Source organism: Acinetobacter proteolyticus (genome assembly GCF_000367945.1).
Classification (GTDB): domain Bacteria; phylum Pseudomonadota; class Gammaproteobacteria; order Pseudomonadales; family Moraxellaceae; genus Acinetobacter; species Acinetobacter proteolyticus.
Genome location: NZ_KB849179.1, coordinates 2,663,592 through 2,679,053 on the forward strand (window position 1 = coordinate 2,663,592; position 15,462 = coordinate 2,679,053).

Consider the following 15,462-nt stretch of genomic DNA (forward strand, 5'->3'; position numbering starts at 1 on the left):
CACCTTAATCAAATGGTAGCGGGAGCTGGATTTGAACCAACGACCTTCGGGTTATGAGCCCGACGAGCTACCAGACTGCTCCATCCCGCATCAACACAAACACTGCATACACCGAACTTAACTGGTTATTAAGTTTGGTGCGGAAGGGGGGACTTGAACCCCCACGCCCGAAAGCACTACCACCTCAAGGTAGCGTGTCTACCAATTCCACCACCACCGCAGTTTGTGGGACGCATTCTAGTCCTTAAAGTACAAAAAGGAAAGAACTAATTCAACTTATTCAGTTGTTTTTGGTGCGTTTGATGAAGTTTCAGGCGATGTTGCTGGTGCAGATGTGGTTGTTTGAACAGTTTTCAAACTATATGCATCCGTTGTTTGCTTCTTGGCAAAAACAGCCAAAGTCAAACTGGTGACAAAAAACAATGCAGTAAAAATCGCAGTTAAACGCGTTAAAAAGTTACCCGCACCAGAAGCACCAAATACAGTTGCAGCACCGCCACCACCAAACGATGCGCCAGCTTCTGCACCTTTACCTTGTTGTACCAAGACCAAAGCAATAATTAAAATTGCCAAAATGATATGTACAACGAGTATAAAACTATACATTTCAATTCCTCGTTATTTGCTTTGTGCAAATGCTTTTGCGATTTGGTAAAACGATTGTGCATTTAAAGATGCACCACCGACCAAAGCGCCATTAATATCTGGACATGCCGCTAATTCAACTGCATTCTCAGCTTTGACACTGCCTCCATAGAGGATAGCCATCTCGGCACCGAATGTGGTGATTTGCTTCAAACCTTCACGAATTTTTGCATGCATCGCCTGAGCATCAGCTGGTGAAGCTGTCTTGCCTGTCCCGATTGCCCAAATCGGCTCATACGCTACCACAATATTTTGCCATTGTTCGGCTTTCACTACTGCTGCAATATCACAAATTTGTTGTAATACCACTTGCTCTGCTGCGCCCTGTTCACGTTGTTCCAGACTCTCACCCACGCAATAAATAATGGTCAGACCTGCACTTAACGCATTTTGTAATTTTGCTTTTAAAATGTCGACATTGTCACCGAATAATTCACGGCGCTCGGAATGTCCAATTAAAACAAACTCAATGCCACTATCCTTTAACAGTTCGGCGCTCACTTCACCCGTATAGGCACCTGTACCTGCAACACGTGAAACATCTTGAGCAACGGTATAAATCGTTCTCGCTGCATCTTTAAATTGTGTCTGAATGCCGCTTAACGCGATTGCAGTCGGCGCAACACCAATATGACATTGCGCTGCTGCAATATTTTCCTGTTGTAATAACTGTTTAAATTCTTCTACTAATTGGAAAGCATTCGCATGCATTGGATTCATTTTCCAATTGCCAACAACCCAAGGAGTAATGCTCGAGTTCGACATACTTCGCCCGCCTACTGTTAATTTCTCAAAAATGCTGCATATTTTACACGGATTTTTATAAAATTCAGTTTTTTCTTTTACTGAGCTATAAATGACCCAAAAATCATCATGATCAGTAAAAGCCTCTCTGCTGCCCTGATGATATGATGGTGCTTCACATTCAAATTAAAAGGTAGTTTCAACTGAATTTATTTGATTCTTTGCAGGATTTATTTCAATCAAAGAAAATTAATTGACAAAAAACTCGATCAGTTCAAAGTTTTAAGCATGAACCAAGGCAAAAACAACACTTTCTGTAGTGGTATTTTTGCATAACAAAAGTATAATTTTTAGAATACATATTATAAACATTTATTGTCATAAGGCGGACAGATGTCAGGATTACATACGTCTCCAAAGTTTTCGGGGTTTATTCGACGGTTAGTTGAAGATGGACACATGTCCACGACAACGATGCAGACCGCAATTGATACGGCTAAAAAATCACAACAAGATATCGTTGCACATTTGATTGAACAGCATCGCTTATCACCGCTGACCATTGCGGAAACTATTGCTGCTGAATTTGGTGAACCACTTTTCGATCTGGCCGTATACGATACAGCCTTACTGCCTCGAGATCTGGCGGATAACAAACTCATTCAAAAGCATAAAGTTGCTCCGCTGCTACAACGTGGTCAAATTTTATATGTGGCGACCAGCAACCCCACCAATATCGAAGCGTTGGATGCGATTCGCTTCAATACCAAACTGAATATTGAACCGATTATTGTTGAGCACACTAAACTTGAAAAACTGATTGAACAGCAGTTTGGGGACTCTGGCAGTTTTGACTTTGGTGAAAGTGAAGACTTTGATCTCGACATTGATGTAAGTCAAGATCCAAGCAAAGAAGAGGACGACGCGCCACAAGGCGATGAGTCTCCGATTGTCAAATATATTAATAAACTGTTGATTGATGCGATTCGTATGGGTGCATCTGACCTGCATTTTGAACCCTATGAAAAAATGTATCGAGTACGTTACCGTGTCGATGGTGTATTGCGTCAGATTGCCAATCCACCCTTACAAATGGCAACCCGTCTTGCCTCCCGTTTAAAAGTCATGTCGCAAATGGACATTTCTGAAAAACGGATGCCACAAGATGGACGTATTAAACTCAAATTATCAAAAACCAAGGCGATTGATTTCCGTGTCAACTCTCTGCCAACATTATTTGGTGAAAAGTTAGTTCTGCGTATTCTCGATCCGTCCAGCGCCATGTTAGGGATTGAAGCACTCGGTTATGAGGATGAGCAAAAAGCCTTATTTATGGATGCACTGGATAAACCACAAGGTATGCTGCTCATCACTGGCCCAACAGGTTCAGGTAAAACCGTGTCTTTGTATACGGGTTTAAACATCCTCAATACTGAAGATACCAACATTTCGACCGCCGAAGACCCTGTCGAAATTAACCTGGAAGGCATCAATCAGGTTAACGTCAATCCGAAAACAGGACTTACCTTCTCTGCAGCGCTGAAAGCCTTCTTACGTCAAGATCCTGATGTGATCATGGTCGGGGAGATTCGTGATCTGGAAACGGCTGAAATTGCCATTAAAGCCGCACAAACGGGTCATATGGTGATGTCAACCCTGCATACCAACAGCGCACCAGAAACCTTGACGCGTCTACGCAACATGGGAGTGCCTTCTTTCAACATTGCAACCTCCGTCAATCTGGTGATTGCACAACGCTTGGCGCGTCGCCTCTGTGGTCAATGTAAAGAAGAGATTAATATCCCCAAACAAAGCTTGTTGGAACTTGGCTTTACTGAACAAGATTTAAATGACCCTGAATTCAAAATTTTTCAACCTGTAGGTTGTGCTGAATGCCGTGAAGGCTATAAAGGTCGTGTGGGGATTTACGAAGTCATGAAGGTCACGCCAGAAATTTCCAGACTAATTATGGAAGATGGCAATGCCTTACAGATTGCAGCCGCATCAGAACAAGCAGGATTTAATAATCTACGTCGTTCAGGTCTGAAAAAAGTCATGCAAGGAATTACCTCTTTGCAAGAAGTCAACCGAGTAACAAGTGAATAAAATCAATAAAAAGGATTAATAATCATGGCAGCTAAAAAAGCGCAAATGATGCCAACTTTTGCTTATGAAGGGGTCGACCGGAAAGGGGCAAAAATTAAAGGGGAATTACCAGCACGTAATATGGCTTTGGCTAAAGTTACCCTGCGTAAACAAGGGGTAACTATCAAGAACATTCGGGAAAAGCGTAAAAACATTCTCGAAGGCTTGATGAAGAAAAAAGTCACCACACTGGATATCACGATCTTCACTCGCCAATTGGCGACGATGATGAAAGCAGGTGTCCCCTTGGTTCAAGGCTTTGAAATTGTGGCTGAAGGACTTGAAAACCCTGCTATGCGTGAAGTGGTACTAGGGATTAAAGGTGAAGTCGAAGGCGGTAATACCTTTGCTGGGGCGCTGAAAAAATATCCACAATATTTTGATAACCTTTTTTGCTCTCTGGTGGAGTCAGGTGAACAATCTGGTGCGCTTGAAACCATGCTTGATCGGGTCGCGATTTATAAAGAGAAGAGTGAATTACTGAAACAAAAAATTAAAAAAGCCATGAAATACCCAATCACAGTTGTTGTGGTTGCTGTGATTGTGACAATTATTTTGATGGTCAAAGTGGTTCCCGTTTTCCAAGATCTATTTAGCTCTTTTGGTGCAGATCTACCCGCATTTACTAAAATGGTTGTAGAGATGTCCAAATGGATGCAGGAATACTGGTTTATTCTGATTATTGTGATTGGTGCCATTATTGCATCCTTTCTTGAAGCCAAAAAACGGAGTAAAAAATTCCGTGACTTATTAGATAAAATGGCACTCAAAGCACCTATTTTCGGGGATTTGGTTTATAAAGCGATTATCGCGCGTTATAGTCGCACCTTGGCGACAACCTTTGCCGCAGGTGTCCCACTGATTGATGCACTGGAATCTACTGCTGGCGCAACCAATAATGTTATTTATGAAGAAGCCGTGATGAAAATCCGAGAAGATGTCGCAACGGGTCAACAGCTACAGTTCGCAATGCGAGTTTCAAACCGCTTCCCTTCTATGGCGATTCAGATGGTGGCGATTGGCGAGGAATCCGGTGCTTTAGACAGTATGCTCGATAAAGTCGCGACACATTATGAAAATGAAGTTGACAATGCCGTTGATGGCTTAACCTCGATGATGGAACCTTTAATCATGGCAATTCTTGGGGTATTGGTCGGTGGTCTGGTGATTGCCATGTACTTACCAATTTTCCAAATGGGTTCTGTGGTCTAATCCTTATGCAACAATTTTTTTCTTACTTTATTGAAAACCCAACTGCACTTTATGTTGCAGTTGGGCTTTTTAGTTTATGCATTGGCAGCTTTTTAAATGTTGTCATTTTCCGCACTCCCCGCATGATGGAACAGGAATGGCAGCAAGAATGCCAAATGCTGTTACACCCTGAACAACCGATTATTGATCAGGCCAAACTCAGCCTAAGCCAACCGGCTTCAACCTGCCCTAAATGTGATTCAAGCATTCGCTGGTATCAAAATATTCCAGTGTTTAGTTGGTTAATACTTCGTGGCAAATGTGGGACTTGCCAGAATCCGATCAGTATCCGTTATCCATTGATTGAACTACTGACCATGTTCTGTTCACTGGTTGTCGTGGCTGTCTTCGGTGCCACAGTACAAATGCTGTTTGGCTTAATCCTCACTTGGGTACTGATTGCCTTAACGTTCATTGATTTTGATACCCAATTACTGCCTGATCGCTTTACCCTGCCGTTGGCTGCTTTAGGTTTGGGAATAAATAGCTATGCGATCTATACGACAGCTAGCGCTGCGATTTGGGGTTATTTAATCGGTTTTCTGTGCTTGTGGATTGTGTATTACATTTTTAAACTAATCACCGGTAAAGAAGGCATGGGCTACGGTGACTTCAAACTCCTCGCCGCCTTAGGCGCTTGGATGGGACCTCTCATGCTACCGTTAATTGTGCTACTCTCGTCCATGTTGGGTGCGATCATTGGTATTATCTTGATAAAAATGCGCGGTGAAAATCAACCCTTTGCATTTGGACCTTATATCGCGATTGCGGGCTGGATTGCCTTTTTATGGGGTGATCAAATTATGAAAGTTTATCTAGGTGGTTAATATGCGTTTTATCTTGGGAATCACAGGTGGTATCGGGAGTGGTAAATCTGCTGCAACCCAATGGTTTGAATCCCAAGGTATTACTGTGGTCGATGCAGATGTGGTGGCACGAGAAGTGGTTGAACCCGGCCAACCTGCTTTGAAGTCGATTCAAGACGCTTTTGGTGACTGGGTATTATTAGCCGATGGCAACCTTGACCGCCGTGCCCTGCGTGAACATATTTTCCAATTTCCAGAAGCACGTCAAAGCTTAGAAAAAATTACCCACCCTGCCATCCGTCAATCCATTATTCAACAATTACAGCACGCTGAAAGCCCATATGTGATCTTGGTTTCTCCCCTACTTTTTGAAACCAATCAACATGAACTGGTTCAGCATACCTTACTGGTTGATGCTGATGAGCAAACACAACTAGAACGTGCCAGCCAACGTGATGGACAAAGCGAACAACAAATCCGAAAAATCATTGCAGCGCAAATGCCGCGTGCCCAAAAACAGCAATTGGCCGACGATATTGTCCTCAATGACGGTCTGTTAGAACATTTGCACCAACAACTCAAACCGCTGCACTTCAGTTATTTACAACGTGCGGAACACAGTAGTTAACCTTGTTTCTGTTTTTCTAATTGTACGCTCAAGCTATCTTTACGTAACCATCGCCATGGCTGCAAAGCACCAACTCCCATCCCAATCAAACCACAAACTATTGCAGCATTGAGTGGCTCATTCAATAACGGTACAGCCACCACAGCGGCAATAAACGGTGCCAAGGTCACAATACTTCCCGTCTTAAATGCACCTAAACGTTCAATCGCTGCCACATAGCTTAAAGTGGCCACAATCACCACCAAGATGCCATGAAACAGCCCTTGAATCAGCAGATGGATCGGTGCAGCATCCTGAAAATGCTTGGGAATAAATAAAAGATAAATCGGTAAATAAATGATTGCAGACCAAATCACCACGCCAGCAGTTGCATGCCAGGCGGATAGTTTCCACTGCTTCAACAGGACCGTGAAAATCCCCCACCATATCGCACTGATAAAAAGCAGTAGATCACCAACACCCAATGCCGAAGCTTGCTCATGTAGCATCAAATAGCTCATCAGTATCAAAGCCGTCATCATGATCAATAGACTGAACCAAGTGTGCTTATCAAAAGGCTGTCTAAACAACAGATAAGCCGCTACAGCAGTACACAAAGGAATACAACCATTGAGAAAAATAGCGGCGTGCGCTGCAGGCGCATGTAAAAAGGCGGTATAGACCGTTAAACAGTAAATCAAACCGCCAATAAGCGCCAAAATAACAGGACGTGGGTGCCATAAGAAGGCAAAATCTTTTTTATAAATCAAGACAGGTATTAGAATCAGAGAAGCGATCGCAAAACGCATGGCGACCAGATCCCAGACACTGACATGCCAATGCGCATTGAGACGGGAAAAAATGGTAAATCCGCCCCAAATACACATGGTCATAAAGACAAAAAAGTAGCCTTGCGTACGCGCCGTCATTTTAAATCACACGAATCGTGATAAGCGGATTATACACCACGCTGACGGCAAGCTTCATAAAGCGCCATTCCTGTTGCCACGCTGACATTCAAGCTCTGCAAATCACCAGACATTGGAATATAAACGGTATGATCACATTGTGACTGGGTAATCGGTCTTAAACCCGTATCTTCTGCACCCATCACAATCACCACAGGCCCATTGAAATCACATTGATGAATCGGCAAAGCCTTCTCATCCAACATGGTTCCAATAACACGTGTATGGGTGGTGTCTTTTAAATGTGCAAGTGTTCGTGCGAGATTCGTCACCTGAATAAACTTCACTTTTTCAGCACCACCAGCAGCCACCTTGCGTGCGGTCGGAGTTAAACTCGCAGAACGATCACGCGGTACAATCACAGCTTGAACGCCCATCGCAGCCGCAGTACGAATACATGCACCCAGATTATGCGGGTCTGTGACCTGATCAAGTGCCAACAACAATGCATCTGGTGATTGCTGCATCAATTCATCTAAATCTTTTTCATTGAGAGTCGGATGTGGGCGTACGGCAGCCACGACTCCTTGATGGAAGGGTAATCCTGCAAGCTTTTCCAAGCTGTCACGGCTGGCTTTTTGAACACTAATCCCAAACGGTTCAGCAAGCTGCAAAATTTTCTGCAAACGCTGATCATCACGTCCTTTCAAGGTAAATAAAGTCAAAACGCGTTCAGGCTCTAACTCCAACAATGACTCCACTGAATGAACGCCATAATAATATTCAGGTTTTGCCATGAACGACCTCTTGTTGTATTCCCTCAGATATAAAAGAAGGAGAATTAGGGGGATTTTAAAAAATAAAAATCCTGCAAAATGACTTTTACAGGATTTCCATTAAATATAGTGTACTCGATTTAGACAGGAATAGGTTAACCTTCTAAATGGCAAACATAATCGAGTACTTCGTCTGCTTCAATATGAAAGGTACTATTTCCAGGCACATAGAAAGATTGGCCCGCACGGAATAATTCACTTTCAGTGCTATCTGCAATTTTAACACGACATTCGCCAGAAATAATTTCCATACGCTCTGGAACATGTGTTTCGAAAGTTAAAGGCTGTTCAGTAGGTAAAATAACCCCTAAAGTCTTTTTTGTACCATCTTCAAATTGTACTGTATGGCTAATACATGCCCCACCAAAATACACATTCGATTTCTTAATGACCGTTACATGATCAAATTGCACTGAACTCATGCGTACTCTCCAAATAATGCCGCATTTATATTAGGTTATGCTGGACGTAGTTTAATTGTGCCGTGACAACTAATCAATCCATTTTCTGGGCTAAACATAGCAATTTTCATACCTGAGCGAGGATTAACAAAGCGAAGCTTTGTCCGAGCGCAAGTCGAACAGCTATGCTGTGAGTGGCGAGAAAAAACAAAGCATGAGAAGCATCGCTTCGTAAGGTCCGAGCGCAAGACCCTGCGCTATATATGGCTCATATGCTGCGAGTGCGAAGATCAGCAAATATCAATAATCTTTGCCTGAGCGCAAGACTCTGCCTAAGCACGGCACCAACCGTTTTCTCCCCATGATCAAGAAATACAAAGCAAAAGATTGTCTTAAACTCACAAACTATCAGCAATTCCTCAGTAAATCAGGAAAATCCTGAATTCCGCTCTTGTCGTCACTTTAAAACTTCTCTATCTTTAAGCAAAAGATTCCGTGCATTGGATGCGTTTATGCTCACCCATTTAACTTTAATTAATTTTGCACTCGCTGACCATTTGGCTTTAGATATTGAACAAGGCTTCAATGTGCTGACTGGTGAAACTGGCGCAGGCAAATCATTATTGTTAGATGCGCTTTCTGCCTGCTTAGGTGAACGAACTGATACCAATTATGTTCGTTATGGGGCAGATAAAGCCGATGTCACCGCCGTATTTAGCTATCAAGCTGAAAGTGCCGAAGCATACTGGCTCACCGAACATGAACTGGATGATGATTCAGGCGAAATCCATTTAAGACGTGTAATATTTGCCACCGGCCGCAGTAAGGCATGGATTAATGGCCGCCCAAGCAGCTTGGCCGAACTCAAAGAAATTGGTCGTTTATTGGTTCAACTCTATAGCCAACACAGCCAGCAACAATTACTCGAACCGCCTTATCCTAAACATTGGCTCGATCGTTATCATAATTTTGCTGAACCTTCGCAAGCAGTTCGTGATGCCTATAGCACATGGCAACGAAATATTCGTCAACATCAAGCCGCTTTAGATGCGCAAGCCACACGCATTCAAAAAATACAAAGCCTAGAATCCCAAATAGAAGAACTTGAAGAGGTTGTTCAAACCGATTATCGTGAAACAGAACAAGAATTTGATCGACTCAGCCATCATGAACATATCATGCAGGACTGCAGTTATAGCCTCAATGTCTTGGATGAAGCAGAGCAGAATATCACCCAAGAAGTCGCCTCAATTATTCGTCGCCTAGAATCTCATGCAGGTCGTAGCGAACAACTCGCCAACATTTATAACTCCTTGTTAAATGCACAAAGCGAAATCGATGATGCAACTGCAAGTTTACGCCAGTTTATCGACCGTCAAAGTTTTGACCCAGAGCGTATGGAACAACTGAATGCCACCCTCGAAGTCTTCCATCGTCTGGCGCGTAAACATCGCACCCAACCCGAGTTACTGAAACAAGAATATGAAACATGGCAGCAGGAATTAGAACAACTGCATCAACTGGAAGATCCTGAAACGCTAGCTGAACAAGTTGAAGTGTCCTATCAGACCTTTCTACAAGCAGCACAACACTTGGATCAAATCCGTCGTGCTGCCGCAATTCCCTTAGCAAAACAACTGACAGAACAAGTCAAACCATTGGCCCTGCCAGAAGCACATTTTGAGTTTAAATTTGAGCCACAGGAACCCAATGCCGAAGGACTTAGCTTTATTCAGCTGTTATTTACCGCGAATAAAGGCATTCCACCGCAACCATTGGCACGCGTCGCCTCAGGCGGTGAGTTATCCCGTATCGCCTTAGTGATGCAAGTGATGAATGCGGAGAAAACCGAATCTGAAGTGCTGGTGTTCGATGAAATTGATGTCGGCATCAGTGGTGGCACCGCTGAAGTGGTGGGTCGATTACTGGCTGATCTCGCTCAACATGTGCAATTGCTGTGTATTACCCACCAAGCCCAAGTTGCTGGACAATCCGACCAACATTTATTGGTGAAAAAACAACAAACCGATCCTGCCAGCAGTACCATCATCGAACTGGATGAAGAACAACGCATTTTAGAATTGGCGCGTATGTCAGGCGGGGTCGAAATTAGTGAAACGACTTTGCAGCATGCTCGACAACTGCGTCAGCTTAAATTCCAAACGACCTAATTAAAGCGATAAAATTTCAGAAAAAGATTGGCGAAATCCGATTAACTCTTGTATGTTGATAAAAAGAACCTATATAGATAGATCAGCACAATACATTGATGGAGAACCGCCTAGGTGACGAAACAATACTTAACTCACCGTTGTCTCATCGCTCCACCAGACATGGCAGATGACTTCTTTGCCAATACAGTCATCTATATTGCTCGCCATGACGAAGACGGCGCTCAGGGCATCATTATCAACCGCCCTTCAGATTTACAAATCAAAGAATTACTCAATGATTTAGAGATTGATGCCGACAATGTCCATCCCCATGCCGTTTTGCAAGGTGGTCCATTACGTCCAGAAGCAGGCTTTGTATTACATACAGGCCAGCCGACTTGGCATTCATCTATTGCGGTTGGTGAAAATGTCTGTATCACCACCAGTAAAGATATTTTAGATGCAATTGCACATAATGAAGGTGTGGGACGCTATCAAATCGCTTTGGGCTATGCCAGTTGGAGCAAAAACCAACTCGAAGAAGAAATTGCACGGGGCGATTGGCTGATCTGTGAATCAGATATGGATCTGATTTTTAATCTGCCTTATCACGACCGCTGGGATGCGGCCTATAAGAAGATCGGCGTAGACCGGACTTGGTTTGCTTCTGAGATTGGTCATGCCTGATATGCAAAATCCGCAATCGATTATGGCTTTTGATTTTGGTACCCAAAAAATGGGGATGGCGATAGGCCAATCCAGTATTGAAAGTAGCAATCCCCTACCATTATTCCCGATGAAAGATGGTATTCCAGATTGGGAGAAGTTATTAAAGATCGTCAAAGAATGGCAGCCGAATTTATTTATCGTGGGCTTACCGCTGAATATGGATGATAGTGAATCGGAACTGTCTGCCCGAGCACGAAAATTTGCCCGTCGTTTACGTCATCAAACCAATATTGAAACTTGGATGGTGGATGAACGTCTAACCACGCGTGAAGCCAGAGAAGAACTGGAGTCTTATCAAAGTAAGGGACAGGCAAAACGCTTATCGGCAGATAGCTTTGCAGCAGCGCTATTAATTCAGAGTTGGTATCGTGATCCTACTGGGATTATGCCTTAACACAATCGCATGACAATTTTTCAGTATTGCGGCATCCGTGCCGCCTAGTACTACATCATTTTTCAATAATTCTGACAGTAGCCGTACGGCCAGAAACAAAGGCCAAAGGATTTTGCGGTTGCTCATCCAATACAATTTTCACAGGCACACGTTGTGCCAAACGTACCCAACTAAAGGTTGGATTCACATTGGCCAATAAATTCGAGCTACCAGAACGCTCACGATCTTCAATCCCGCTAGCAATACCTTGTACATGACCGCGAATGCGTTGCTTATCACCCATTAACTGAACTGTTGCAGCATCACCCACATGAATACGGTTCAGTTTGGTCTCTTCAAAATAACCCACCACATAGAGCTGATGACGGTCTAATAAAGCGGCAACGGCTTGTCCGACCTTTACGTAATTACCAACGCGTAAGTCAAAATTCGACAAGGTGCCATCCGCAGGTGCAACCACTTCAGAACGATTCAAGTTCAACTCAGCCAAATGAAGATTACTGGTTGCGACATCAATTAATGCTTGCTGCTGTTGAATGGCAGCAGTCGCTTGCTCAATACTGGCCGTGAGCTGTTCACGCTCAGCAACAGCTTGATCACGGGTGGCAAAGACCTGATCTTGTTCTTGCTTGGAAATCGCACCATCCATCAAACTGGCATAACGCGCTGCATTTTTCTCAGCCAGTTTCATGTTGGCTTCAGTTTTGACTAAACTCGCTTTTGAACCTGCCAGATTGGCATGGGCTTGTGCTAAACCCGCTTTAGCTTTGGCCAGGTCGGATTTGGCTTGTTCAACATCTAAAGCTTGGCGTGCAACATCAATCTTGAACAGCACCTGCCCTTTTTTCACAGTTTGGTTGTCTTGCACCAACACCTCTGTCACCAAACCATTGACATCGGAAGCAACCTGAATCACATCGCCACGGATACGTCCATCCCGCGTCCATGGGGCGGCATTGTAGTAATTCCATAAATGCACGATGGTATAAACGGCAATCAAAACCGCAACGAGCAATACCATAGGACGTATGACTTTTCGCACATCAAATGCATTCATGTTTATGACCTCGACCACATTTCTTTACATCATTAAATTTTAGCATCAGCATCTTGCCCAAGACCTCAGGCCCACAACCAAACAAACAGGCAATGCACCAACAACATCAAACCTAAGTAAAAACACAGGTTGAAAATGCTGGGCAACGCAATCCAGCCTTTGATGACCAAGCGATCAATCAAGGGACTGAGTAATTTAAACAGCACATAGGCAATAATGGCTTGTACCAGAAGGATCGGGATATAAATCCCATACAGATTCATTTCACCCATGAGATACCCCTAAACCAGATCTATCTACATCCATCTCTTGTATAGAGACATGACCAATGCTTTCACAAATATTATTCAGTGAAATTAACAATCGCTGCCGTAATTGCACATCTTCAATCTGTTGAGAGATGTCTTGCAAAACTTCAATTTGTTGCACAGTTTGCGCAGGAAAATGACGAATGGACAGTTGCTTTTCTTGCGCTTGAAAATAGGCGGTAAGTTGTTGCTGCAATTGATTCAACTCATGTTGTAGTTGCTGTAATTGCGGTAACTTCTGACTAATTTCCTGCAAACGCACCAAATCAACAATTGAGCTGCTTTCAATCAATGCATTTTGAATCGCCGTTTTCACTTCAGGGTTTTGCACCATCTTGGTATTTAACACCCCAACTCGGTCTAACATACTGCGTAAGTGAATTTTAAAATCACTGCCATAAGACAAATGTAAGGCTTGGCGCATCGCTTGATAATGCAAAGCGAGGATTCGAGTCGCACTGGTATCAGGTGAAACAGCACGCACCAAATCAATCACAATCAGTGACACCAGCACGCCCAAGACCATGGCAAAAGAACTATCCAGATAAGACACGGCATCCATGGTGTATTTGTTATGCAAATTTAAGCCCATCATGGTATTAATCCCCAGTACCATACCAATCGGCATCAACATTTGATTGGCCATCATGGTGACCGCAACCAGAAATACAGGCAATAAGACTAAGGCCAATTGCCAGAAATGCATCACATGCGGAAAGATCCCGAAAGCATAAATAAAGACCAGACCTGCCGAGACAATACTGCCCCAAATAAAAATACGTAATACGGGCACCGGATTATCTAGGGCCGTTAAGATACAGGCCGTAATCGCCCCCATCTGCGCCATCATAAAGCCCGCTTTCCAGCCCGAAAGAATCCAAGCAGCGGTCACAATAAAGGTAATTAACACGGCACTGATTCCACCACGAACGGCGATGCCATGATCCCGATGCAAACTCGGATACTTGGTGGTGATTGCGGTAATTTCAGTTGGAATCTCTTTCTTACCTTGCTGAATCTGCTGCCAAATCAATTTTACCGCCAGCATATTGGCAATAAAATGGCGCACATCCATCTTCAAAGCCCCCAATACAACTTGCTGTTCAACTGTGGCTTGCGCAATCAGCTCGGCAAAATCGTCTTCGAATCTTATGGGTAAACTCTGCAAATCACTGGGTTGGACAATGCGTTCTTGCTTTAAAAAAGCCAATGTATCTTGACGGATACGATTTAAATGCGGTCTAAGGTTACTCAGTTGCATTTGTTCAAGTTGTTTGACTCGTTGTGATAAAGCCACCAGATTGGCCACCACTAAAGACACCTGATGCAGCATTTCCTGCAAAGTTTTGGTCATGCCCTTGAGCTCACCTTTTTCATAAGCCAAATGCACTGCCAAGGCATGAATATCTGCTGTATCACGGGTAATCACTGACAAAATTTGCGTATAATTTTCTGGTGTTTCTTGAACAGTAATCAGCTTTTCAAACGTACTTTCCAGATCATTCAGGGTTTTATTGACCCGCTGTTTAATCATTGCACCGACATGCACAGGGAAAAAGGTTGCTGAAACCACGGCAGTTGAAATTACCCCCACAGAAATCTCAAGCACACGGGCCAAAGCAATATCAAAAATATTATAGGTATCAATATAGGTAATCGCGTTATACACAATCATGGCAGTGGAGTAACCAGCCAACATAAAGACATAACTGCGTGGCGTACGATCGAGCAACGAAACATAAAGTGCAAAACCGACCCACAACGACAAAATAATGGTAAATAACCAAGGGGTATTAATAAAATGAGGCGTCAGCAACAAGGCAATCATGGCGCCTGCGACAGTCCCCACCAAGCGATAGACACATTTTGAAGACACCATACCCGAATAGGGACTGGCAATAATCAACACCGTACCAATCGACCACATCGGATTAATCAAATCCAATTCAAATGAAATAAACAGTGCCAGCATGCCTGCTACAAATGTTTTGCACGCAAAGATGAGGTCAAGTCGACTCGGTCTAAAAGCCAACAACTGTTTAAATAGCATGAATGTATCTCTGTTCAGCGTCAGTTTGATCACTCATCCCATCACTAAAAAAGTGACAAGCTATCTACACTGATATGAAACTATTCAGATCAGGGCAAGTACGATGAATGAAACTGGATATAAGGAGTGATCTGCAATGCTTCGTATTTTTAGGTGTTTTCACCTAAAAATAATTATCCACATAAGACATTGCGTAGCTTATTTTTTCAAAATAGAGTAAATTAGTCAACATAAATTATCACCATTTGATAATTTTTCATTTTAATTTAAAATAATCGCGATAAAACTTATCATTTTTCTCAGTATTCACCCTAAACGTTTGATCTCGGATGATCAGATTTAAAAGTACATACACGACCTTTCGCTTTTCTGTTATAAAGCAATAAAAGTTCGGTTTTCACGTTATTTTGTAAGGAGTAGGCGTCCCA

At 43.2% G+C, this 15,462-nt stretch carries 15 protein-coding genes and 2 tRNA genes; 7 read left to right on the top strand and 10 right to left on the bottom strand.

The genetic code is table 11. From position 1 onward, the window contains the following. Positions 1-13: 13 nt before the first annotated feature. The 4 genes from F993_RS04715 to tpiA all read right to left on the bottom strand — a co-directional run bounded on the left by F993_RS04715 (position 14) and on the right by tpiA (position 1,410). Positions 14-90: transfer RNA gene (locus tag F993_RS04715), tRNA-Met, on the bottom strand. Between the two features lie 45 nt (positions 91-135). Then, positions 136-220 (bottom strand) — tRNA-Leu (locus F993_RS04710). Between the two features lie 56 nt (positions 221-276). After that, positions 277-606 (bottom strand): preprotein translocase subunit SecG, encoded by a 330-nt coding sequence (gene secG / locus F993_RS04705; RefSeq protein ID WP_004656213.1) that lies wholly within the window; start codon positions 604-606, stop codon positions 277-279. A 12-nt stretch (positions 607-618) separates the two neighbouring features. Beyond that, positions 619-1,410 carry a triose-phosphate isomerase gene (gene tpiA, locus F993_RS04700; protein ID WP_004656214.1) on the bottom strand — a complete coding sequence of 264 codons (792 nt, stop codon included), beginning with the start codon at positions 1,408-1,410 and terminating at the stop codon, positions 619-621. Positions 1,411-1,782: 372 nt separating this feature from the next. Here tpiA and pilB point away from each other — a divergent pair, with 372 nt between their 5' ends. The 4 genes from pilB to coaE are packed head-to-tail and all read left to right on the top strand — an operon-like array spanning position 1,783 to position 6,219. Next, complete coding sequence (gene pilB, locus F993_RS04695; RefSeq protein WP_004656215.1) at positions 1,783-3,495, top strand: type IV-A pilus assembly ATPase PilB; 1,713 nt, start codon at positions 1,783-1,785, stop codon at positions 3,493-3,495. Between the two features lie 24 nt (positions 3,496-3,519). After that, complete coding sequence (locus F993_RS04690) at positions 3,520-4,746, top strand: type II secretion system F family protein (RefSeq protein WP_004656216.1); 1,227 nt, start codon at positions 3,520-3,522, stop codon at positions 4,744-4,746. Between the two features lie 5 nt (positions 4,747-4,751). Beyond that, positions 4,752-5,612, top strand: coding sequence for a prepilin peptidase (locus F993_RS04685; RefSeq protein ID WP_004656217.1), 861 nt, complete (start codon positions 4,752-4,754; stop codon positions 5,610-5,612). Between the two features lies 1 nt (position 5,613). Next, entirely contained in the window at positions 5,614-6,219 is a 606-nt protein-coding gene (gene coaE, locus F993_RS04680; RefSeq protein ID WP_004656219.1) for a dephospho-CoA kinase, read from the top strand. Here the strand turns inward: coaE and F993_RS04675 are convergent. The 3 genes from F993_RS04675 to ppnP form a co-directional block, all read right to left on the bottom strand. Continuing rightward, the gene (locus tag F993_RS04675) at positions 6,216-7,127 is read right to left on the bottom strand and encodes a DMT family transporter (protein ID WP_004656221.1); all 912 of its coding nucleotides are present in this window, start codon (positions 7,125-7,127) and stop codon (positions 6,216-6,218) included. The two genes, coaE and F993_RS04675, sit on opposite strands and share 4 nt — an antisense overlap. A gap of 29 nt (positions 7,128-7,156) precedes the next feature. Further along, entirely contained in the window at positions 7,157-7,903 is a 747-nt protein-coding gene (rlmB, locus tag F993_RS04670) for a 23S rRNA (guanosine(2251)-2'-O)-methyltransferase RlmB (RefSeq protein ID WP_004656224.1), read from the bottom strand. Between the two features lie 134 nt (positions 7,904-8,037). Then, on the bottom strand, positions 8,038-8,364 hold the full coding sequence (gene ppnP / locus F993_RS04665) for a pyrimidine/purine nucleoside phosphorylase (protein ID WP_004656225.1): 327 nt from the start codon (positions 8,362-8,364) through the stop codon (positions 8,038-8,040). Positions 8,365-8,855: 491 nt separating this feature from the next. Here ppnP and recN point away from each other — a divergent pair, with 491 nt between their 5' ends. The 3 genes from recN to ruvX all read left to right on the top strand — a co-directional run bounded on the left by recN (position 8,856) and on the right by ruvX (position 11,619). Further along, positions 8,856-10,514, top strand: coding sequence for a DNA repair protein RecN (gene recN, locus F993_RS04660; protein WP_004656226.1), 1,659 nt, complete (start codon positions 8,856-8,858; stop codon positions 10,512-10,514). Positions 10,515-10,628: 114 nt separating this feature from the next. After that, entirely contained in the window at positions 10,629-11,183 is a 555-nt protein-coding gene (locus F993_RS04655; RefSeq protein ID WP_004656229.1) for a YqgE/AlgH family protein, read from the top strand. After that, positions 11,176-11,619 (top strand): Holliday junction resolvase RuvX, encoded by a 444-nt coding sequence (ruvX, locus tag F993_RS04650; protein ID WP_004656230.1) that lies wholly within the window; start codon positions 11,176-11,178, stop codon positions 11,617-11,619. Before F993_RS04655 ends, ruvX begins: the two co-directional genes overlap by 8 nt. A gap of 55 nt (positions 11,620-11,674) precedes the next feature. Here ruvX and F993_RS04645 read toward each other — a convergent pair whose 3' ends face one another. The 3 genes from F993_RS04645 to F993_RS04635 all read right to left on the bottom strand — a co-directional run bounded on the left by F993_RS04645 (position 11,675) and on the right by F993_RS04635 (position 15,034). Next, positions 11,675-12,676, bottom strand: coding sequence for an HlyD family secretion protein (locus tag F993_RS04645; protein WP_004656233.1), 1,002 nt, complete (start codon positions 12,674-12,676; stop codon positions 11,675-11,677). 65 nt (positions 12,677-12,741) lie between these two features. Then, on the bottom strand, positions 12,742-12,948 hold the full coding sequence (locus F993_RS04640; protein ID WP_004656235.1) for a DUF1656 domain-containing protein: 207 nt from the start codon (positions 12,946-12,948) through the stop codon (positions 12,742-12,744). After that, the gene (locus F993_RS04635) at positions 12,941-15,034 is read right to left on the bottom strand and encodes an FUSC family protein (RefSeq protein ID WP_004656237.1); all 2,094 of its coding nucleotides are present in this window, start codon (positions 15,032-15,034) and stop codon (positions 12,941-12,943) included. Before F993_RS04635 ends, F993_RS04640 begins: the two co-directional genes overlap by 8 nt. Positions 15,035-15,462: the final 428 nt, after the last annotated feature.